The organism is Acinetobacter sp. ANC_7512 (assembly GCF_056779935.1).
Genome location: NZ_JBWYIX010000001.1, coordinates 129,555 through 149,992 on the forward strand (window position 1 = coordinate 129,555; position 20,438 = coordinate 149,992).

At 38.9% G+C, this 20,438-nt stretch carries 17 protein-coding genes; 14 read left to right on the top strand and 3 right to left on the bottom strand.

Annotation, left to right across the window (positions count from 1 at the left end):
* Window positions 1–17 precede the first annotated feature (17 nt).
* The 3 genes from folB to AC1M9H_RS00640 all read left to right on the top strand — a co-directional run bounded on the left by folB (window position 18) and on the right by AC1M9H_RS00640 (window position 1,505).
* Window positions 18–398, top strand: a complete 381-nt coding sequence (gene folB, locus AC1M9H_RS00630) for a dihydroneopterin aldolase (protein WP_481589834.1) — start codon at window positions 18–20, stop codon at window positions 396–398.
* The gene (locus tag AC1M9H_RS00635) at window positions 355–810 is read left to right on the top strand and encodes a 2-amino-4-hydroxy-6-hydroxymethyldihydropteridine diphosphokinase (protein WP_481589835.1); all 456 of its coding nucleotides are present in this window, start codon (window positions 355–357) and stop codon (window positions 808–810) included. Before folB ends, AC1M9H_RS00635 begins: the two co-directional genes overlap by 44 nt.
* A 146-nt stretch (window positions 811–956) precedes the next feature.
* Window positions 957–1,505 (top strand): DUF2799 domain-containing protein, encoded by a 549-nt coding sequence (locus AC1M9H_RS00640; RefSeq protein ID WP_481589836.1) that lies wholly within the window; start codon window positions 957–959, stop codon window positions 1,503–1,505.
* A gap of 28 nt (window positions 1,506–1,533) precedes the next feature.
* On the opposite strand, the gene coq7 is transcribed toward AC1M9H_RS00640, so the two are convergent.
* Window positions 1,534–2,169, bottom strand: coding sequence for a 2-polyprenyl-3-methyl-6-methoxy-1,4-benzoquinone monooxygenase (coq7, locus tag AC1M9H_RS00645; protein ID WP_481588376.1), 636 nt, complete (start codon window positions 2,167–2,169; stop codon window positions 1,534–1,536).
* Between the two features lie 4 nt (window positions 2,170–2,173).
* Window positions 2,174–3,493: an MFS transporter gene (locus tag AC1M9H_RS00650; RefSeq protein WP_481606992.1), complete on the bottom strand. Its 1,320-nt coding sequence runs from the start codon at window positions 3,491–3,493 to the stop codon at window positions 2,174–2,176.
* A gap of 176 nt (window positions 3,494–3,669) precedes the next feature.
* Between AC1M9H_RS00650 and AC1M9H_RS00655 the strand changes: the two genes are divergently transcribed.
* The 11 genes from AC1M9H_RS00655 to gltS all read left to right on the top strand — a co-directional run bounded on the left by AC1M9H_RS00655 (window position 3,670) and on the right by gltS (window position 19,475).
* On the top strand, window positions 3,670–6,426 hold the full coding sequence (locus AC1M9H_RS00655; protein WP_481612509.1) for an autotransporter assembly complex protein TamA: 2,757 nt from the start codon (window positions 3,670–3,672) through the stop codon (window positions 6,424–6,426).
* 43 nt (window positions 6,427–6,469) lie between these two features.
* The gene (locus AC1M9H_RS00660; RefSeq protein ID WP_481612510.1) at window positions 6,470–10,993 is read left to right on the top strand and encodes a translocation/assembly module TamB domain-containing protein; all 4,524 of its coding nucleotides are present in this window, start codon (window positions 6,470–6,472) and stop codon (window positions 10,991–10,993) included.
* A gap of 118 nt (window positions 10,994–11,111) precedes the next feature.
* Entirely contained in the window at window positions 11,112–11,546 is a 435-nt protein-coding gene (locus AC1M9H_RS00665; protein WP_481612511.1) for an I78 family peptidase inhibitor, read from the top strand.
* Between the two features lie 73 nt (window positions 11,547–11,619).
* A complete protein-coding gene (locus AC1M9H_RS00670) occupies window positions 11,620–11,997 on the top strand; it encodes a hypothetical protein (protein ID WP_035267099.1) in 378 nt (125 codons plus the stop codon).
* Between the two features lie 142 nt (window positions 11,998–12,139).
* Window positions 12,140–12,409 (top strand): hypothetical protein, encoded by a 270-nt coding sequence (locus AC1M9H_RS00675; protein ID WP_481612512.1) that lies wholly within the window; start codon window positions 12,140–12,142, stop codon window positions 12,407–12,409.
* Between the two features lie 290 nt (window positions 12,410–12,699).
* Window positions 12,700–15,339, top strand: a complete 2,640-nt coding sequence (locus AC1M9H_RS00680) for a bifunctional aconitate hydratase 2/2-methylisocitrate dehydratase (protein WP_481595459.1) — start codon at window positions 12,700–12,702, stop codon at window positions 15,337–15,339.
* 74 nt (window positions 15,340–15,413) lie between these two features.
* Window positions 15,414–16,406 (top strand): restriction endonuclease, encoded by a 993-nt coding sequence (locus AC1M9H_RS00685; RefSeq protein WP_035267103.1) that lies wholly within the window; start codon window positions 15,414–15,416, stop codon window positions 16,404–16,406.
* A 23-nt stretch (window positions 16,407–16,429) separates the two neighbouring features.
* Entirely contained in the window at window positions 16,430–17,212 is a 783-nt protein-coding gene (locus tag AC1M9H_RS00690; protein ID WP_035267104.1) for a hypothetical protein, read from the top strand.
* Window positions 17,213–17,397: 185 nt separating this feature from the next.
* Window positions 17,398–17,664: a hypothetical protein gene (locus AC1M9H_RS00695; protein ID WP_481612513.1), complete on the top strand. Its 267-nt coding sequence runs from the start codon at window positions 17,398–17,400 to the stop codon at window positions 17,662–17,664.
* Window positions 17,665–17,883: 219 nt separating this feature from the next.
* Window positions 17,884–18,129 (top strand): hypothetical protein, encoded by a 246-nt coding sequence (locus tag AC1M9H_RS00700; protein WP_481612514.1) that lies wholly within the window; start codon window positions 17,884–17,886, stop codon window positions 18,127–18,129.
* 122 nt (window positions 18,130–18,251) lie between these two features.
* Complete coding sequence (gene gltS, locus AC1M9H_RS00705) at window positions 18,252–19,475, top strand: sodium/glutamate symporter (RefSeq protein ID WP_035264641.1); 1,224 nt, start codon at window positions 18,252–18,254, stop codon at window positions 19,473–19,475.
* 49 nt (window positions 19,476–19,524) lie between these two features.
* Here the strand turns inward: gltS and AC1M9H_RS00710 are convergent, their stop codons facing one another.
* Window positions 19,525–20,376 (bottom strand): alpha/beta hydrolase family protein, encoded by an 852-nt coding sequence (locus AC1M9H_RS00710; protein ID WP_481591168.1) that lies wholly within the window; start codon window positions 20,374–20,376, stop codon window positions 19,525–19,527.
* Window positions 20,377–20,438: the final 62 nt, after the last annotated feature.

Consider the following 20,438-nt stretch of genomic DNA (forward strand, 5'->3'; position numbering starts at 1 on the left):
AAAGGTCATGATTGAAGATGGATTCCATATTAATTGAAGGATTGAAAGTTGAAACAGTCATCGGATGTTTTGACTGGGAACGGCAAATCATTCAACCATTATTGCTTGATCTTCATATTGCGACTGATTTAGAGCAGGCATCAAATTCAGATCTTCTCGCTGATACTTTAAATTATGCTGAAATTTGTGAAATCGCGACTCAGACGATTCAAAAAGCTCAACCTGAATTAATTGAATTTGCTGCAAAAATTGTCCTCAAAGCTTTGTTTGAACAATATCCAGCAATTGAGTCTATCCAAATTACTGTGCGTAAGCCTGCTATTATTCCACAAGCTAATTCAGTAGGAATTCGTCTTGAAAGACACCGTAATGATTTATGCGCTAGCATTGGCGAGTAATAGCCAACCGCACAATCATCTGGTGAATGCATTAAAACAAATTGCGTCATTGGGATGTATTACGCGTTCTCCTATCTATGTCATACCTTGTCGAGATGGTGTTGGACAAGATTATTGGAATGCTGCATGTTTATTAGAATCAAAGCGGCAAGTCAATGAAATTACCAATCTTTTAAAAGCGCTGGAAAAAGCTTCTGGTCGAGTCCGTCCGTCACATGATATTTCTTTGGATGTAGATCTCATTGCATGGGGAAATACGCTCCAAAATATGCAATTTAATCCAAAAAAAATGCCATTAGCCTTAGATGTTAAAATTCCAATGTTTGATATTTGGGAAAATCCATTATTTGAGCATGAAGCGCATCATTTTCCTCAAGTGTCACTAGATGGTTCATTTTCTAAAATAGGATGAGTTTCGCCGAATAGTCCATCGGTAGCATTGATCAAATATGTCTTTGATACGGAAATAGGCTGTGATGTAACAATAATCAGCTTCTTTTAAATGGACTAATTTTTATAATACGCCACTTCAAAATAAATAAGCTCCATATCAAGAAGATGTATAAAATTATTGTGTTAAGCGCAATTTTGGCGTTCCTCTCAGGTTGTGCAACGCTTTCCCCTCAAGAGTGTCGAACTGCTCAATGGTCGGAAATAGGTGAAAAAGATGGAAGCAGTGGTTATTCGAATCGCATTGTTAAACATCAAAAAGCCTGTTCAAAAGTGAATATTGAACCTGATCACAAGTTATATGAAAAAGGTTACCAACTTGGGCTTCGTTCATATTGTCAACCCGAAGTTATTTTCGATGGAGCTTTGGATGGAAGAGGTGGGTATAGGGTTTGTCCATCAGAGTTACATGCCCAATTAGCACCCTTTTATAATGTGGCCGATCAGTACTATCGTTCTAAGAAAGACAAAGATGCTAAAGATAAAGAAATTGAAACTTATCGAGACTACTTACTGGATGACAAAATCACCAAAGAAAAGCGGGAAGAGTATCTTAAGAAAATAAAGTCCTTAAAGCAGGATAAATTGCGGTTAGATTTGAATTTCAATCATGCTGAGCGTGAATTAAATAAGTTTAGACGATTCCATCATCTATAAAAAATGCGGCCCATGAGCCGCGTTTTTTTTAAATATAATAACTTGTTTTGGTCATGAGTTTGGATATACCCGTCATTGCGATTTTGACCGCAGCTGGTAATTCCACACCACCTGCATTTAGTGCAGTATCTCGATGTTGAAGTTCATCCTGATTCATCTGTGTCAAAATTTGACGAGAGCGTTCATCATGCGGTGGGAGTTGGTCAAGATGGTGTTGCAAATGCAGACTCACTTGGCGTTCAGTTTCTGCAACGAAGCCTAAACTGTATTTGTCACCAGCAATACCTGCAATCGCACCCATACCAAAAGAAAGACCATACCATACAGGATTGAGTAGACTTGTATGACTATCTAACTCTTTTAAACGATCTTCACACCATGCTAAATGATCTTGTTCTTCAATCGCGGCATGCTCCATTTCACGACGAACATTAGGCAATTTAGCTGTCAATGCTTGACCGTGATAAAGCGCTTGAGCGCAGACTTCACCACTGTGATTAACACGCATGAGTCCAGCAACATGCCTTGCTTCACTCACTGCGAGATGAGTCTCTGCTTGACTTGCTGGATTTTCACGTTGTGAGGTGGTGGTGCCTGGTACCAAACTACGCAGTGCTTGATCAAATGAATGGATAAATTTATCTAGACCTGTGTAGTGACGCATAACCTTAATCCTCTAAATCAATTTGAGCATTTTTTAACATTGGTTTTAAGCGTGTTAATAACCAAATCGTGTACAGAGCACTCAATATTGCTGTAATACCGAATAGAATCTTAATATCAATACTTAAGATACTTAAAATAATAATGGAGAATATAGCAGAAGACACCATGAATACTGCATTCATAATGTTATTAGCAGCCACTACGCGAGCACGATGTGAACACGGTGAATAGGCTTGCATCATGGCATACAGCGGAACAATATAAAAACCACCACTGATCCCTAATAAAGTAACTGCAATCATCACATGATAATAAATCATACCAGAATTAAACATGTCTGATATGCCAATAAAATCTCCAGTCCTTTCAGGAACAAAGGCTAAACTTCCTGCTAAATAGAAGGCGAAAACGGTTAAGCCTACTGCACCAATAGGCACCATTTTAATATTGACCTCTGAGCCACCAATTTTTCGGCATAGCAATGAACCTACACCAATACCCACAGAAAAAAAGGTAAGGAGGAGGCTAACCACATTTTCGTTGGCATGAAGATTTTGCTGAGTCATTTGAGGTATTTGAGTTAAATATGTCGCGCCATAAAACCAATACCAAGAATTACCTAATAAAATGGTAAAGATGAGGGGTAAGCTTTTTGCATAACGTATGGTTTGAAAACTGGTTCGAAAGAAATTCCAATCGACATTGATATGATTTTCACGGACTTTTTGTTTGAGAATGAAGCGACTACAACTATAACCAAGTATCGCGATGGTCACGACCGTCAGGCTGATCCAAACTAAGTTACCTTCAGAGTTTGAAATCACTACACCACCCAAGATCATCCCCATCAATATTGCAATGGAAGTACCTGACTGGAATAAAGCATTACCCGACATCAATTCATTCGGTTTTAATATTTCAGGGAGAATGGCGTATTTAATCGGTCCGAAGAAGGTACTGTGTGTACCCATGAGGAACAATGCTAATAACAATAGCCATAAATTGCCGAGTAAAAATCCAGCAGTACCAATCAGCATAATCAAGATTTCAAGCAATTTGATATTACGAATCAAGAAAGAGCGTTCGTATTTGTCTGCAATTTGTCCTGCAGTCGCTGAAAAAATGAAGTAAGGTAGAATAAAGAGAAGTGCAGCTAGATTATTCAGTGTGCTTACGCTTGCGGTCTGTTGTTGAATCCAACCATAGGTAATGACGAGCAATAAGGATTGTTTAAAGACATTATCGTTTAAGGCCCCAAAAAATTGAGTCAAAAACATAGGTAAAAAACGGCGCGAACTCAGTAGATGCTCTTGTTTTTGCATGACAATTCAGCTTTTTTAAAAATTATTAAGAAATGTGATGATTTAGTAACAATATCGGAAAATCATGTATCATATTTTCATCCTAAAAATTTTGAAAATACTAGAAATTTGATTCAGTTAGCTTGAGTGAAAAATCTGTATTTTCTATTTAAAATATAAAGTATTCAGAGCGCAGTATGCCATCGAAAACACAATTTAAAAAATCATTACTTTCCCAATGTGTACAGCACACATGGATATCAAATGATATCAATAAATGGTTATATGCAAGTGTTTTTTTAGGTGCGCTTTCTTCACCTGTATTATTTGCAGCCGACACAGTGATTTCAAGTCAGGAGCTTGAGCCTGCGACATCCGTACAAGCCATCGAAAATAATAAACAAAAAATTGAAAACGTTGCGCAACAACAGGGATTATCAAAAGAGAAAATTGAAAGTATTGATCAAAAAATAGATCAGTTGAGTGGGCAAGATGATTTTAATAGTTATGAAATGCTTCAGCAGCAAGAGCAATTGAGTCCACAAGAGCAATTCAAGCCGATAGAATTTGATGATTTGGAGTTGCTGCCTGAGGAGAGTGTGGACCCTCGACTTGCCAATGAAATTTTATCAGTCGCTGAAGAAGCCAAGCAGGAAGCGCAAAATTTCAGATCGGGATTGACGACTCCAGCCATTCAAGTACAAGATCTACCTGCGAATGACATTTCAGAAGCTGAGTTAACAAAAGCGCCAGTCAACATTGATCAGTTGATGCAAAATATTCAGTCTGATCGTCAGATTGAGGTGTCTGAAAATGTGGAAGGACGTTCATTATCCGTTCAAACCCAAGAACCTGAAAATAAAGAACCAGAAAAAGTAAATGTGTTTAAACGCATTTTCTACAAAATACGTCCTCCACGTCTTAATCAGCCCGCTGCTGTGCCACGTATTACCGCAGATGTTACGGGCGCACCTAAACCACTCGCGGACAATATCAAAGCAAAGTTATCATCATTCACTGTTGAGTCATTTTCAGATTTCAATGCTGCCGTCCCGCAACTCCGTAATATGACTGTCCAAGCTGCACAAGCCGTAGGTTATTACGATGCTGAATTTAAGTTTGAAAAAGTCAGTGATAACCGAGTGCGTGTCAATGTCACACCTCATAATCCAGTAGTGGTGCGAGAACAAAATATTGAATTTACTGGGCCTGGGCAGAATCTTGCTCAATTGCAAGTGATTCGAGTGCTTCCTGATTTGGAGGTGGGTGATATTTTCGATCATGGTAAATACGAAGCGACAAAAGCTCGAATCATTGAAGCGGCGAATAACAACGGTTTCTTTGATTATTATTGGCGAATGCACGATGTCATGTTGGCCCGCCCTCAAAATCAAGCAGATATAAATTTGAAGATGGAAACAGGTGAACGTTATAAGCTGGATGATGTGCAGTTTAGAATGAGTGATCCATCAAAAAAATTACCGATTCGTGAAGATATTTTAAGAACATTAGCTCCTTGGCAAGAAGGTGCAGACTTTACCGCATGGCGTGTAAATGTATTAGCCAACAACTTAACCAATTCACGTTATTTTAACTATAGCCTTGTTGACGCTGTTAAACCTGATCCAATTATTAAGCCGCTTGAACTCGCACCTGATTTGCAGGCTTTAGTGGATGAGCAAAAAATTGATCGAAGTTTATTAACAGGTCAAGAAAAGGCTGAACAACAGGCAAGTTCATCAGAAGAAGTCACGCAGAATGTGGCAGATGAAACTCAATTTGCGGGTGGAAATGAACGTCGTACTTTGCAAGAGCGTAATGATGCTGATAATCAAGCGCAAGCCAAGCAGGAAGAAACCGAGCGTTTACAAGCCTTAGCACGTGAAGAGAAAAAAATCCCTGTCATCGTGACATTGAATGCGGATAAATTAAATAGTGTTGAAGCGGGTATTGGTTATGGTACTGATACAGGTGTGCGCTTACGAAGTCAGTACCGCCGTTCTATTGTGAATGATCGTGGTCATTCGTTTGATGCAAACTTAGAGTTGTCACAAGTCAGACAATCAATTGATGGTCGTTATAATATTCCATATAAACACCCATTAAATGATTATGTCAGTCTAGTTGGTGGTTACGAGCGTGAAGATCGTGATGAAATTGGGAATGGATTAAATCTCATCGTGGAATCCGCCGTTGCCGGAGCTGACAGAATTATTAAAGGTGCGCGTCGTGATTGGCAGCATATTTTTGGTGTGCGTTATCGTCTAGATCGTATGACGATTGAAGGTGATATTCCTGAGACACTTGACCCAGATACCAATTGGGATGAAATCCCAGAGTTTGTCGTTGCAACGGGTAATGATGAGCAGCAATCTTTATTAATTGGTTATGAAGCCACTAAAGTCACCAGTGATAATCGATTAAATCCGACAAAAGGATTTAAACAAAACTACAAAATCCAATTGGGGAGTGAAAGCCTGCTATCCGATGCTGATATGGCGATTGTAAATGCGAACTGGAAATTTTTATATTCATTAGGCAGTAACAATGATCATCAATTCATTGGTGGGGCAAACCTCGGTTATATCATCACTGAAGATTTTCAAAAAGTGCCCTATAACTTGAGATTCTTTGAAGGGGGTGACCAAAGTCTACGAGGATTTGACTATAAGAGTTTGTCCCCTGTGGAATTTGGATATAAAGTCGGAGGTCAAGCGCGTGCGATTGGGACTTTAGAGTACAATTACCAATTTAAAGAAGGTTGGCGCGCAGCGTTATTTAGTGATTTTGGTAATGCTTATGATGAAAAATTTACCAATGATACTGAATATAGCATAGGAGCAGGAATCCGCTGGAACTCTCCAATTGGTCCAATTCGTCTAGATGTGGCATCGGGGATATCTGATCCTGGTAAACCGATTCGTCTACATTTCTTTATCGGGCCGCAACTTTAATATTTAAGATAATAAAAGTACTCAATCATTTTTTGGAATAAGTATGGCTGAAGACATCGAGCAGCAACCTGAGCAACAACCTGATCAAAACGTGACGCCACAGCGAAGTTTATTACGCCGTGTATTGCTGATCATTTTATTTATTCTGATCTTTTTTGTGGCTTCGCTTGCCGTAATGTTTTCAACAGACAAAGGCAGTAAATTCTTACTTGACCGTGCTTTGTCCACTCAACAGATTATTCAGTATGAATATGAAGGTGGAAATTTACTTCAAGGCATTATTCTAAAAAATGTATTGGTAACGCTGAAATCAGTTGATGTGAAAATTGATAGAGCTGATGTCACTTTGGGTTGGCGTGCCATATTAGATAAAGAAATTCATTTGAATCGTGCTGATGTCCGAAATTTGCGTGTCATTAACAAGTCACCGCCGAGTGATGAGCCATTTAAGTTTAGTGAAATTAAACTCCCTTTTGTTTTACGTGTTGATCATGCCGATATCGATCAATTGGTCATTCAGACTTCAAGTTCTAAAGTGCAATTTAATGACATTATCCTAAACGAAGCACTATGGTCCGGTACTGAGCTTAAGTTTGAAGATTCGCAGTTTGATATGGGTTATTTGTCTGTAAAAAAAGCAACAGGTCAGATGGATTTTAAAGGTAAATATCCGTTAGATGCGCAAGCAGTTGTAAGACTCCCATCTTTAAAGTCGATCAACGTTGAGGATATTTATCTCCATGCAAAAGGCTCTTTAGATACCATTCAAGCGGGCATTGCCACGCGTACCCCTGATTTATTAACAGGTTGGGCAGTGGTACATCCAGTTCGAAAAAATGTACCGATGCAAGGTGCTTTAAACTTTAAAGATTATCACTGGCCTTTAATGCTAGAGCAGGAGCTCTTATCTAAACAAGGAGTCGCTAAGTTTTCTGGAGATATCCAACGTTTGAATTTGGATATTAATACCGATATTTCTGGTAAAAATATTCCTCAAGGACAATATACTGCGCTGGCGCATACAGATCTCGTCAATCAATTGAATATTTCAAACCTGAATGGTCAATTGATGAACGGGGCGCTGAATCTTGCGGGTGTCGTTGGGTGGAAGGATAAAGTCACTTGGGATGTGCAAGGTCGCTTAGATAAAATCAATCCAAAAGATAAAGTGATTCCACAAGTGGTGCAAGATTTTCTGCCAGAACGTTTGGATGCCAAAATCGCCTCAGCTGGGTCGTTAGAGAAGGGATTAGCTCTCACAGCACTTATTGATTTTGACCAATATGAAACATGGAATTTAAATCTTAATCAAGCTGAACAAAAAAATAATAAACCGAATCCGATGTTGCTAGATGTCGCTTGGAAAAATATTGATCGTGCTGTTCCGTACATTGGTTGGTTAAGTAGTGAATCTGGGGATGTAAAACTTGCTTTAGTTGAAGGTCAACAAAATATTCATGTGGCAACCGTAGTTGGTGCAAATGAAAAAGGAACTTTACCTGCTGGCAAATACAATGCCCAATTAGACCTTAAAGGTAATGATCTTCATGTTCCTTCATTTATCTATCAAGCAGATGGAAAAGGATCTTTACAAGCAAATGCCAAGGTTGAATTACCATCTGATCAAAGACAGTTGAAGTGGAATGCGGTGCTTAATGCAAAAGACTTTAATCCGCAAACCATCAGTTCTGCTGCTCCTGTAAATTTATTAAATGGACAAATTCAAGCGAGTGGCTTTGCTCGACCTAACCAGCAAATTATTCAGTTAAATCAGATCAATCTTTCAGGTCAACTTGCCAATCAAAATCCACCGGAAACAATTAAGCTGACTGGCTCAAGTACAGCAGCCATTCTTCTACATGATGAAAAGTCGGGTGGTGGCTTTAAAGGCTTCGCAGTAAATTATGATGGTGCATTACATGCAAGCCAACTGCCACAAGGGGATGGTCAGCTTAAAATACGTGTAGCAGGCTCACCTCAGCGCATCAATATTTCCGAATTTAAACATCAGGGTGCTGCGGGTCAGATCAATGCCAATGGTTTAGTCAATTTAGCCAATGGAATCGGATGGGACATTAATGCTTCTTTAATACGTTTTAAGCCTCATTATTTTGTTTCAAGTGTTAAAGGGGAAATTTCAGGTAATGTCAAAACGGATGGTGTTTGGTCAGATCGTTTGAAAAAAATTAATATTGATCGACTCAATCTCGCTGGCATGATCAATAAAAAACCGCTGAGAGCAAAAGGTAATCTTGCTGTTATTCTTAATTCGAATCAGACAGGTTTCCTACCACAACAGTTTGAAGCCAATAATTTGTATTTTGTGTATGCGCAGAATCAGATTCAAGCCGAAGGGAATGCTCAGAATCTTCGCGTTAAGATTGACGCGCCTGCATTATTTGAGCTTTATCCTGGTTTACGTGGTCGTGCGCAAGGTTTTGTTAACGTGCAGTCTCAACCGAGATTGTCTGCAACTGCGAATGTGAGGGTGAATAACTTTGGTTTCAATGATCTTGTCAGTATCAAATCACTCAACATCCAAGGGGAATTACCAACTTCAGACACAGTGCCTACTGCATTAACTGCAAGAATGGACAGTTTAAGAAGTGGCAATCGTGAGATTCAAAACGCTGAAGTCTCGATTGCTGGCACGCGAAAAGCACATTTATTGAAAGTCCAAGCCGCGAACAAGCTGTCTAAATTTTATGTACAACTGGCAGGTGGATTTAATCCTGCGAATGATTGGTTAGGTCAAATTCAAAAAGGTGACTTTGACTCTGCACGCGCGCATTTGAAACAGGCCCAATCTGCCCCTGTGATTTATAATACTGCGAAAACAGAATTATTTGTGGGTGCTCATTGCTGGACCAGTAATCAAAGCCAGCTTTGCTTTGATCAGCCCTTACGTGTGAGTAAGACCAAAGGTAGCGCCTCATTTGTGAGTAGGAATTTAGATCTTGGTGACTTTGCCGCATTTATGCCTGAAGGTTTCGCAATTACGGGTAAATTGGATGGTTATGCTAAAGCATTTTGGGGGCAAGGCATTCAACCAAAAATCGATGCCAAACTTGTTACGCGTAATGGTGTTGTCGGTCTAGCAGCTGCCGATCCTGATGATATTAGCACCACAATGAACTACGATGAAGTAAGTCTTATTGCACGAAGTATTCGTGAAGGATTATTACTTCGTGCTGATTTGAAAGCTCCGAATATTGGGACTGGATATGCAAATGTTGTGGTGAATCCATTTGTTGATTCGAAACCAATGCGTGGTGAAGTTGCTCTGAGTCAAGTGCAACTGAAAATTTTAAAACCATTCATTTCGGATGTGCGTAAAATTGATGGTAATTTATCCCTTGCGGGTAAAATCAGTGGGACATTGACTCAACCGTTATTTAACGGCGAAATGCGCCTTAAAAATGGTTCCATCAGCATGATTTCGTTACCTGTTAATCTCACGAATATTCAGCTGTATTCATCTATTCGTCAAAACCAAGCGACGATCGATGGCGCTTTCAACAGCGGTCGAGGTGTCGGTAAATTAACGGGTGATATCGATTGGAAAAATGATCCTAGAATTCGTTTAAAACTCAAAGGTGATAATTTATTTATTCGCCAAGCACCATTAATCACAGCTGTTGTGAACACTGAAATGGATTTAGATGCACGTCCTGTCAGTAAGCAGTTAACTTTGAATGGTAAAGTTGAAGTTCCGCGTGCGCTGATTTCAATGCCAGAATCGAGCGCATCCGTAGTGCCTTTATCCGCCGATGTTCGAGTGGTACGTGAAGGTGATAATCAACTCGCGGTACTTAAGGCCGCAAAGCCATGGGATATCCGCGCTGACTTAGAATTAAATTTAGGAAACCAAGTGATTTTCCAAGGCTTTAATAGTCGTATTCCATTGCTTGGGCGAATTTACTTAACGCAACGCGGTTTAGAAACTGCCATGCGTGCCAATGGTGCGATTGGTGTAAGTAAGCGCGTTACTATTGAAGCTTATGGGCAGTCTTTAGAACTAAGTCGTGCAATTGCGCGTTTCAATGGTGCATTGTCTAACCCAACCCTTGAGGTTGAAGCAAGTAAACTCATTTCAGGCAGTACAGTTGGTGTGCGTGTTACTGGAACTGCAAGCAGTCCAAATATCCAAGTCTTTAATGATGCCGGGTTGTCTGAACAAGAGGCGATGAATGCCTTGATTACAGGTCGAATCAATGAGGGTTCTAGTAGCTTGAGTCAAGCAGAAGGCTTTAAGTCAGATGTGAACAATACCATTGCTGCAGCGGGGATTAGCTTAGGGCTTGGTGGTACACGTGCTTTAACCAATCAAATTGGACAGACATTTGGGTTGAGTGGTCTTGCTCTTGATGCGCAAGGAACAGGCGATGACACTCAAGTGAGTGTGACAGGTTATCTAACCCCTGATTTATATATCCGTTATGGTGTTGGTGTCTTTACGCCAGTCAATAAATTAACGCTACGATATCAGATGAACCAAAGACTCTATCTGGAAGCAAGTCAGTCTTTAGAAAAAGCCATTGATATTTTCTACAATTGGCGATTCTAAAAGGTAAAAGGGCTTCAATCGAAGCCCTTTTTAATTCAATGTATAAACCGAAATTAAATTTAAGCCCTATTGTTAAAATGCTAGACTTAAAATTTATCGGACAAGAAAGAATTAAAAAATGAAAACAATTGCAATATTCATCGCGATGATAGCGGCAACACTCATGGCGGGCTGTCAAACCACTCAAACTGAGCAACTTACTCCAAAAATTGGAATGGCTAATCCTGCAAGCAAATTTTGTGTTCAACAAGGTGGAAAATTAGAAATACGCGATGAGGCAAATGGTCAAGTGGGTTATTGCCAGTTGCCAGATGGCGTTGTGGTAGAAGAATGGGAGTTATTTAGACATCATCAAAATATTTGCAAACCTGAAGAAGCGAAAAAATTAGTCGGCATGCATAATCTTGATGATCAACAGATTTTGAATAAAACCAAAGCCAAAATTATTCGCCGTGTCGGACCAAATGATCTGGTTACTATGGACTATCGAAATGATCGTATTACAGTAACCGTGGATGATCAGAATAAAATTATTCGCTCAAACTGTGGCTAATGAACGAGAAATGTCATTACACGATTTCCTATTCGGTTTAACTCGATTATCATAGCCGCAACAGGAGAGATGTATGAACAAATTCGTGATTCTGGGTGCTGTACTTGGTTCAGCCGTTTTGCTCAGTGCTTGTGAAGAAAAAAAGCCACTAACCCCTGAAGAAGTCTGGCATGGTTACTGTACCAGTATTGGTAATGCTGCACGCTCTATTTTGCTAGACCGTCAAAATGGTATCGAGAAAACTGCGGCGGTCGAACATGCTTCTAAACTGACCGATCCGACGACGAAGAAATTTGTAGATGCTCAAATTGAGAAGGTTTATGCTTATCCTGCGAATCAATTAGAAGTGGATCGTGATGCATTAATGGCTAAATTCAAAAAAGAAGCAACGGATGAGTGTTTAGCCACTCCTTACGATAAAGATAATCTGCCTGACTATAAACAGTTTTAAGGTGCTTCGATAAGATTGACCATAAATAAGAGGGAAGCGTAAGTTTCCCTTTTTTTGTCGAAATTAATTACAAATTTTGATTAGCATTAAAATAGAAAAGCTTATATAAAAATAAGATAAATAAAACAAAAGGAGCGAAACAATGGAAGTGGTCGCATACCTGAATAATGCCGATCTTCTGCTTGAAGATGCCAATGGTGTTGCTGTAATTAATGGCAGCCATTACGTCCTAAGTGTAGGGGATCGAGTCTATCTTAAAAATATGATCAATGAACATGCCAAAATTTATCAGGTACACATTAGTTTTGCCTGTGCCGAACACCGCATGCTACATGATGATGAAATTCTGGTCAAATTCGAAGGAACACGAGAAAGTCTGCAACAATATTTAGATCGCACGACTGTCCACTAAGGTTGAATAGTCAAAAAAGAATTTAAAAGGCAACATCTTGTTGCCTTTTATTTATTTCAGATCCGTAAAAGCTTCATGTTAATGTCAGAATTGTTCGATAAAACAACATATTGAGCAATGAGTAATCAGAAGAGAGATCATTTAGTAAGAAAATAATGGTCATCACAAAGAAACACTCTTCTTGCATTAACTTTTAACCGGAATTTTAGTAAAATTTAGCAGTCCATATTATTTGCAGGCTTTATAAGCAGGATATTGCAAGTAATTTTTTAAAGAAGAGGAATAACACCGTGCTAGAAGCTTACCGCCAACACGTTGAAGAACGTGCCGCACTCGGAGTCCCACCGAAGCCACTTGATGACGCTCAAACAGCTGCATTAGTTGAATTATTAAAAAATCCACCAGCTGGCGAAGAAGCATTCTTAGTTGATTTGCTTGAAAACCGTGTTCCAGCAGGTGTTGACCAAGCTGCTTACGTAAAAGCTGCTTTCTTGGCTGCTTTGGCGAAAGGTGAAGCGACTTCTCCATTAGTTTCTAAAGAGCGTGCGGTTTACTTACTAGGTACTATGCTTGGTGGTTACAACGTTGCTCCTTTAGTTGAATTATTAGAAGACGCAGCGCTTGGTGCTTTAGCTGCTGAAGCGCTTAAGAAAACACTTCTTGTTTTCGATGCGTTCCATGACGTTGCTGATAAAGCAAAAGCAGGTAACGAAAACGCGAAAGCTGTTCTTCAATCTTGGGCTGACGCTGAATGGTTCACTAGCCGTAAAGACGTTCCAGAAGAAATCAAACTTACAGTTTTCAAAGTTACTGGCGAAACTAACACTGACGACTTGTCACCTGCTCAAGACGCTTGGAGCCGTCCAGACATTCCGTTACACGCGAATGCAATGCTTAAAAACGTACGTGATGGTATTAACCCAGAAGTTCCTGGTGAAGTTGGTCCATTAAGCCAAATCAAAGAGTTAATCGCGAAAGGCAACCAAGTTGCTTACGTGGGTGACGTTGTTGGTACAGGTTCTTCTCGTAAATCTGCAACTAACTCTGTACTTTGGTTCTTTGGTGACGAAATCGCTCACATTCCGAACAAGAAAGAAGGCGGTTACTGCTTAGGTTCTAAGATTGCTCCGATTTTCTTCAACACTATGGAAGACGCTGGTGCGTTACCAGTTGAAATCGACGTTGCTAACATGAACATGGGCGACGAAATCACGTTAAAGATTGACAAAGCGACTGCAAAAGTTACAGCGTTCAAAGATGGCGCTCAAATTGCTGAAGCTGAGTTAAAAACTCCAGTACTTCTAGACGAAGTACGTGCGGGTGGTCGTATTAACTTGATCATTGGTCGTGGCTTGACTACTAAAGCACGTGAAGAATTGGGTCTTCCTGCTTCTGACTTGTTCCGTACTCCAGTTCAACCAGCTGCAACTGGCAAAGGCTTCACGCTTGCTCAGAAGATGGTTGGTCGTGCTTGTGGTCTTCCAGAAGGTCAAGGTGTACTTCCAGGTACTTACTGCGAACCTAAGATGACAACTGTTGGTTCTCAAGATACAACAGGTCCAATGACGCGTGACGAATTGAAAGACTTAGCTTGCTTAGGTTTCTCTGCTGACCTCGTAATGCAATCTTTCTGTCATACTGCTGCGTATCCAAAACCAGTTGACGTTCAAATGCAACACACGCTTCCTGATTTCATCATGAACCGTGGTGGTGTTTCTTTACGTCCAGGTGACGGTATTATCCACTCTTGGTTAAACCGTATGCTTCTTCCAGATACAGTTGGTACTGGTGGTGACTCACATACACGTTTCCCAATCGGTATTTCTTTCCCAGCGGGTTCTGGTCTTGTAGCGTTCGCTGCAGCAACTGGTGTTATGCCACTTGATATGCCTGAATCAGTTCTTGTGAAGTTCAAAGGTAAAATGCAACCTGGTATCACTTTACGTGACCTAGTACATGCGATTCCTTACTACGCAATTAAAGAAGGTGACTTAACTGTAGAGAAGAAAGGTAAGAAAAACATCTTCTCTGGTCGTATCTTAGAGATCGACTTATCAGAAATGGAAACTGACTTAACTGTTGAGCAAGCGTTCGAACTATCTGATGCTTCTGCTGAACGTTCTGCTGCTGGTTGTGCGATCACACTTTCTGAAGAGAAAGTTGCTGAATACCTTCGTTCAAACATCACAATGTTGAAGTGGATGATTTCTGAAGGTTATGGCGATGCTCGTACTATGGCGCGCCGTGTTGAGAACATGGAAAAATGGTTAGCTAATCCATCACTTCTTAAAGCTGATGCTGACGCTGAATACACGAAAGTGTATGAAATCGACCTTGCTGACATCAAAGAACCTATCCTTTGCTGCCCGAACGATCCAGATGATGCAAAACTTCTTTCTGACGTTCAAGGCGACAAAATTGATGAAGTATTCATCGGTTCTTGTATGACGAACATCGGTCACTTCCGTGCAGCTGGTAAACTTTTAGACAAAGTACCTGGTGGTTCTTTATCTACTCGTCTTTGGTTAGCTCCTCCAACTCGTATGGACGAACGCCAATTAATGGAAGAAGGTTTCTACAATACTTATGGTAAAGCTGGCGCGCGTACAGAAATGCCAGGTTGTTCATTATGTATGGGTAACCAAGCACGTGTAGCTCCAAATACAACTGTAGTTTCTACTTCTACGCGTAACTTCCCGAACCGTTTAGGTCAAGGTGCGAACGTTTACTTGGCTTCTGCTGAGCTTGCATCTGTTGCTGCGGTACTTGGTAAGTTGCCAACTCCTGAAGAATACCAACAGTATGCTGCTCAAATCGACAGCATGTCTGCGGATATTTACAAGTACTTGAACTTCGATCAAATGAACGACTATACAGACGCTGCTAAAGACGTTGATACGAAGAAAATTGCTGCTGCTCAATTAAGCTAAGTTATTGAACAATAATTTATATTGAGTTAGAAATAAGGGTTGAGTAATCAGCCCTTATTTTTGTGTGTTAAAAAATGAAAAAATATTTAATGGTAAGAAGTCCAGAATCTTTAATAAAAGAGAATAGAATTGGATATGGTTGGAAGCAGGTAAACTTTTCAGTACATTCAAATATAAAAACTGTGATTCAAGAAATTATCGAGAAAAATGGTTCGATTGGTCGTATGACTAATCAAGTTAAGAACTATTTTGAATTAAAGAGTGAAGATATTGTTATTGTTCCTTTAGGTAAAAAGATTGCGATTGCTAAAGTAATAGGAACCAAAAAATATGATCCTCTATTTAAAGGAGGACATGGTGCTAATCAAATCGATGTAGAGTTTTTTAGAAAAGATGGAAAAGTAATTTATATTCCACGCTCTAAGCTAAAAGAAAATTTAGAGAGCAGATTAAAGCTTAGAACTACAATAGGTGATCTAACAAGATTTTCCCAAGAGATAGATCATATTATTCAAAACTTAAAGGACTTAGGGGATTTTGATATAAAGAGTAGTTTTCAAGAAAAAATAGATCAATATGAAAATGAATTTAAAACAGAATTATTGAATGCCTTATGGAAAGGGAATACACGTTTAAAAGCTGGCGGTAGGGGTTTAGAGGAATTGATTAAAGAACTCTTAGAAATACAAGGTTACTCAAGTGTATTGATCTTAGATAAAAAGAATGGTGAAGGCATAGCGGATATTGATATAGAAGCAACATCAGAAAACAACCCATTTTTAAAAAATATTTTAGTTCAAGTGAAACATCATAGGGGGGAAACAGATAAACATGCAATAAACCAATTGATTGCCTATGAAGAAGAAATAGGTATCAGAACTTACAAATGGGTTATAACAACAGGATATCTTTCAAAAGAGTCGAAAGAATTTGCTGAGTTAAACCAAGTAAATATTATGGAAGGTGAGCAATTGGTTGATTGGATTTATGCAAATTTATCAAAATTAAAATCATCGACTAAAGAAGCACTAGGCATTGTGGATGTTCCTAAGTTGAGTTGGGTGTAAAGTTATCTAGAACGAGAATAATAATGAAAGATTTGATTGATGCAATTAATACACGCGTTAAAGAACCATATTGGGGATTCTTTTTATTAGCGTTTTTAGCATTTAATTGGCGTGCCTTATTTTTATTGTGTTTTGCTAAAGGAACAGCGCAAGAAAAAATCTTTTTATTTGATGATCAAACAACTTTTTTAAGTTTAATTGTTTTTCCAATCATTACGGCAGTTGCAATAATGTTGGTAACGCCTTGGTTAAAAGTTTTATTTGGGTGGATTTCAAGGTCTGCTTATGAACGTCTGAACTCACAGGATCTAAAAAGAGAGCATAAATATTTGGCCGAAAAAAATCTATTAGAGCAAGAAAGATCTTTAGAGTTGGCAAATAAAGAGAAAGAGTTAATTGACCAAGCAAAGCGTGATGTAGATATTGAACAAATTAATGACGAAAATACCAGGGAAATTTTAAGAGCTGAAATAGATAAGTTAAGACAGGAAAGAAATCAATTAGATCATAATGAGAATATAAAGCAGTATAAAGAATTAACAATTTATGAGAAAAATATTCTTGAATATCTTTACGCTAATGAAGGTAAATATATTGGAAAAGATGAAGTTTCATATAGACCTAGTATAACTATTGGATCAAAAGAATATGTGGAAGAAAGTAATTTGAGAGATTATCTAAATTATGCAGATGCCCTCAAATCTTTAAAATCAAAAGGTTTAATCAGAGATGTTGGGAAAGAGGGGAGGATTTTTGAATTAGAAAATAAAGGAAAAGAGTACATGGAGAATTTTAAAATTGCTTAATATATTAAATTTTAAATAAATTAGAATTCATATAAATTGTTTATACTATTTATCTTTTAACTCTACATTAAGTCAAATTTGATATCATGTATTTTATTGAAAATTACTTAAATGAACTTTATTCCTCATTCAATAAATTATTTAATCCGCAAATTGTAAAATGATTGAAAAAAGTTAAAGTTATAATGTCCTCACAATCCCGTTTCCTCTATATCGGTGGCTTCCTAAACGGAACACAAATTAAAGACCAAGGCGACAGCTTTGTTTGTATGACCAACGGAAAGAATGAAACTTATACGAAGAAGGTCATTTTCCATCAAGAAGCATGGGATCATGACTACTACGTTTTTGAAAACATCACCGACCAGCAAGCAAAAGAGTGGGTGTTTCAAAAATACGGCGAAACCGTCATTTACCGAAAAAGAAAGCCCATGAAAAAGCCCCGTAATTAAAAATTAACGGGGCTAGTCGTACCACTCTCGTGATACTCATATAAGGCTCATCTCATACTGCCTGCATTAAAACACATTCACACAGATTCGTCATGCTGAATCGAATATAAATTCAAATCGACTACTGTGAAAAGCTTACAAGCTCATAACCATAAAGAAAACAGACAGCAACAATCTATAAAGGTGAAATAAATAGAATAAGCAAAAAATGAACACAGCATGAATATAATGAAAAGCCTACTCACATTAAGTTTAATCAGTCTATCGCTCATTGCATGTTCAAGCGTGGAGATTAAAAATTATGATTCAGAAGAAGACGCACGTTATCGGAAATATAAAGATGAAACAGTAAATATGTCTGAATACGATAAACAACGCTATTACAATCAGCATCACTTAGGTGTAGTCGAGCCAGATCGAGTTCGCGAATCAATTCTAGAACAAAGAAGAAAACAGGCGCAATAAACCAACAGGGCAGTACAAATAAATGTACTGCCTATTAATCACTGGAAAATTACATTTCAATAGCTGAATAAAGCATAATTCTTTGTGAAAATTGATTAAAATTAAAACATTAGGGAAATACAATGAATTTTGAAGTTGATGCCTTTGGCACCATCGTGATTGCCGTATTTTTTCTATTTATTGGGCGCTATCTAGTCAACCGCGTCCAATTCTTTAAAAACTACAATTTACCTGAACCTGTGATTGGCGGTTTGGTCGCAGCAATTACAGCATTCATCTTATTTAAATTCTTTAATATCAGTGCCACATTTGATGCGCAAATTCAAAGCATTTTAATGCTGATGTTCTTTACCTCTGTGGGCTTAGGTGCAGATTTTGTTAAATTAAAAGATGGCGGGAAAGCCCTATTTATATTTTTGTTCTGTGTGATCGGATTTGTGATCGTTCAAAATATTGTTGGGGTGAGTTTAGCGACGGTTTTAGGCTTAGATCCTCTTATCGGTTTAATTGTAGGTTCAATCACCTTAACGGGTGGTCATGGCACGGCAGGTGCATGGGGGCAAGTGCTTGAAACCCAGCATGGCATTCAAGGTGCTATTGTATTAGGTATGGCAAGTGCGACCTTTGGTTTGATTATTGGTGGTATCGTGGGTGGTCCAGTTGCTAAATTTTTAATTAAACGTCATCAATTGGCTGACAAAATTGACAATGATCAAAACGAATCACAATTGGATGATCAGTTAAAATCTGCACCATTTGAATATCCAAAAAAGACACGATTAATTACTGCAAGTAATGCGGTTTCGACCCTTGGTATGTTTGCACTTTGTATATTCACGGCAAACTTAATGACAGATTTTAGTCAGGGTAAATGGTTTGAGCTTCCAACCTTTGTTTGGGCTCTAGGTTCAGGTGTGATTTTGAGAAATCTGCTTGAACATGTATTCAAAGTAAATATCTTTGATCGTGCGATTGACGTGTTTGGAAATGCATCTTTATCACTTTATTTATCTATGGCATTGTTATCATTACAACTGTGGTTATTAGCGGATTTAGCAGGTCCGTTAGTCACGATTCTGATTGTGCAAATGCTGGTATTGATTTTATACACTGCTTTTGTGACATTTAAGGTGATGGGGAGCAACTACGATGCTGCGGTTTTATCAGCAGGTCATTGTGGTTTTGGTATGGGTGCGACGCCAACGGCTATTGCCAATATTCAAGCAGTAACCAATACCTATGGTCCTTCACACAAAGCATTCTTACTCATTCCACTGACAGGTGCATTTTTCATCGATATTGTAAATGCGATAGTGATCCAGCTCTCCATTGGGATATTGGGATAGAGCAAGTTTAAAAAAACCGCCTTAAATGCGGTTTTTTACTTATGGAGACTTATATATGCAGTTGAGATTCGATCATCGGCCAAATATTTTGATGCGACTGTTTGAACATCATCATGTGTCCAATCGCTTTATGGCCAAGCTCTTTGGGTTTGAGTTCGATCGCTTCGGTAGGTGCATTAGGATACAACCGAAGTAAATCCTGAACATTTGCTTCGGTTGCAATCTCATCATCACTTGCCCAAATGGCCGTGACAGGAATTCGTATCTCTTGGTGATAATCTTGATCTAGGGTAACCGTTTTGCCAATCGCATTAATAACATAGCCTGGTTGACTACAAAATTGAGCCCAGTCACGTGCAACATCTTTCGGTAGATTTTCCCCCATACCAATGGCTTGGGTAGGGCCGTAACCGAGCATCATACGTGCGAGAGGAAAAATACCTTTAAACATCACAGGGGCAAGTAGTTTCGTACGACCTTTGAGCCCTTTTACATGCCCAGTCGAACCTGCAATTGCAACGACTTTTGCAACTTTATTATGGTTGGGGGTAATCCCAATGAGTTGTCCGCCGGCGCTGTGACCGACAAGAATAACTTGCTTGGCATGGGTGAGTTGTAAGAGTTGATCAATCGCAGCGGGAATATCTAACTGTCCCCATTGCACAATACTTGCTTTGGATTGCTTCAATGGGCCATAAAGAGAAGCACCAATACCACTAAAATCAAACACCATTACGGCATAGCCTTGTTGGTTAAGCCATTCGCAAAATCGATGATAAAACTTTTGAGTAATTCCAGTGGCAGGGCACACCAAGACGGGAAGACGCTTTGAATGCTCGGCAGGAAAAAAGGTAGCAGCGAGTTCGTATTGATCCTGACGAATAATTTTAATTTTTTGCATAATTTAAACTGTGCAAGTATCCGTAATCAAAATACTTTACTGCAGTTCTAAAAGATCAAACC

Bases quoted from the DNA above. Each gene is read 5' to 3' on its own strand.
- folB (WP_481589834.1), top strand. From the start codon at position 18: ATGGATTCCATATTAATTGAAGGATTGAAAGTTGAAACAGTCATCGGA.
- AC1M9H_RS00640 (WP_481589836.1), top strand. From the start codon at position 957: ATGTATAAAATTATTGTGTTAAGCGCAATTTTGGCGTTCCTCTCAGGT.
- coq7 (WP_481588376.1), bottom strand. From the start codon at position 2,169: ATGCGTCACTACACAGGTCTAGATAAATTTATCCATTCATTTGATCAA.
- AC1M9H_RS00650 (WP_481606992.1), bottom strand. From the start codon at position 3,493: ATGCAAAAACAAGAGCATCTACTGAGTTCGCGCCGTTTTTTACCTATG.
- AC1M9H_RS00655 (WP_481612509.1), top strand. From the start codon at position 3,670: ATGCCATCGAAAACACAATTTAAAAAATCATTACTTTCCCAATGTGTA.
- AC1M9H_RS00660 (WP_481612510.1), top strand. From the start codon at position 6,470: ATGGCTGAAGACATCGAGCAGCAACCTGAGCAACAACCTGATCAAAAC.
- AC1M9H_RS00665 (WP_481612511.1), top strand. From the start codon at position 11,112: ATGAAAACAATTGCAATATTCATCGCGATGATAGCGGCAACACTCATG.
- AC1M9H_RS00670 (WP_035267099.1), top strand. From the start codon at position 11,620: ATGAACAAATTCGTGATTCTGGGTGCTGTACTTGGTTCAGCCGTTTTG.
- AC1M9H_RS00675 (WP_481612512.1), top strand. From the start codon at position 12,140: ATGGAAGTGGTCGCATACCTGAATAATGCCGATCTTCTGCTTGAAGAT.
- AC1M9H_RS00685 (WP_035267103.1), top strand. From the start codon at position 15,414: ATGAAAAAATATTTAATGGTAAGAAGTCCAGAATCTTTAATAAAAGAG.
- AC1M9H_RS00690 (WP_035267104.1), top strand. From the start codon at position 16,430: ATGAAAGATTTGATTGATGCAATTAATACACGCGTTAAAGAACCATAT.
- AC1M9H_RS00695 (WP_481612513.1), top strand. From the start codon at position 17,398: ATGTCCTCACAATCCCGTTTCCTCTATATCGGTGGCTTCCTAAACGGA.
- AC1M9H_RS00700 (WP_481612514.1), top strand. From the start codon at position 17,884: ATGAATATAATGAAAAGCCTACTCACATTAAGTTTAATCAGTCTATCG.
- gltS (WP_035264641.1), top strand. From the start codon at position 18,252: ATGAATTTTGAAGTTGATGCCTTTGGCACCATCGTGATTGCCGTATTT.
- AC1M9H_RS00710 (WP_481591168.1), bottom strand. From the start codon at position 20,376: ATGCAAAAAATTAAAATTATTCGTCAGGATCAATACGAACTCGCTGCT.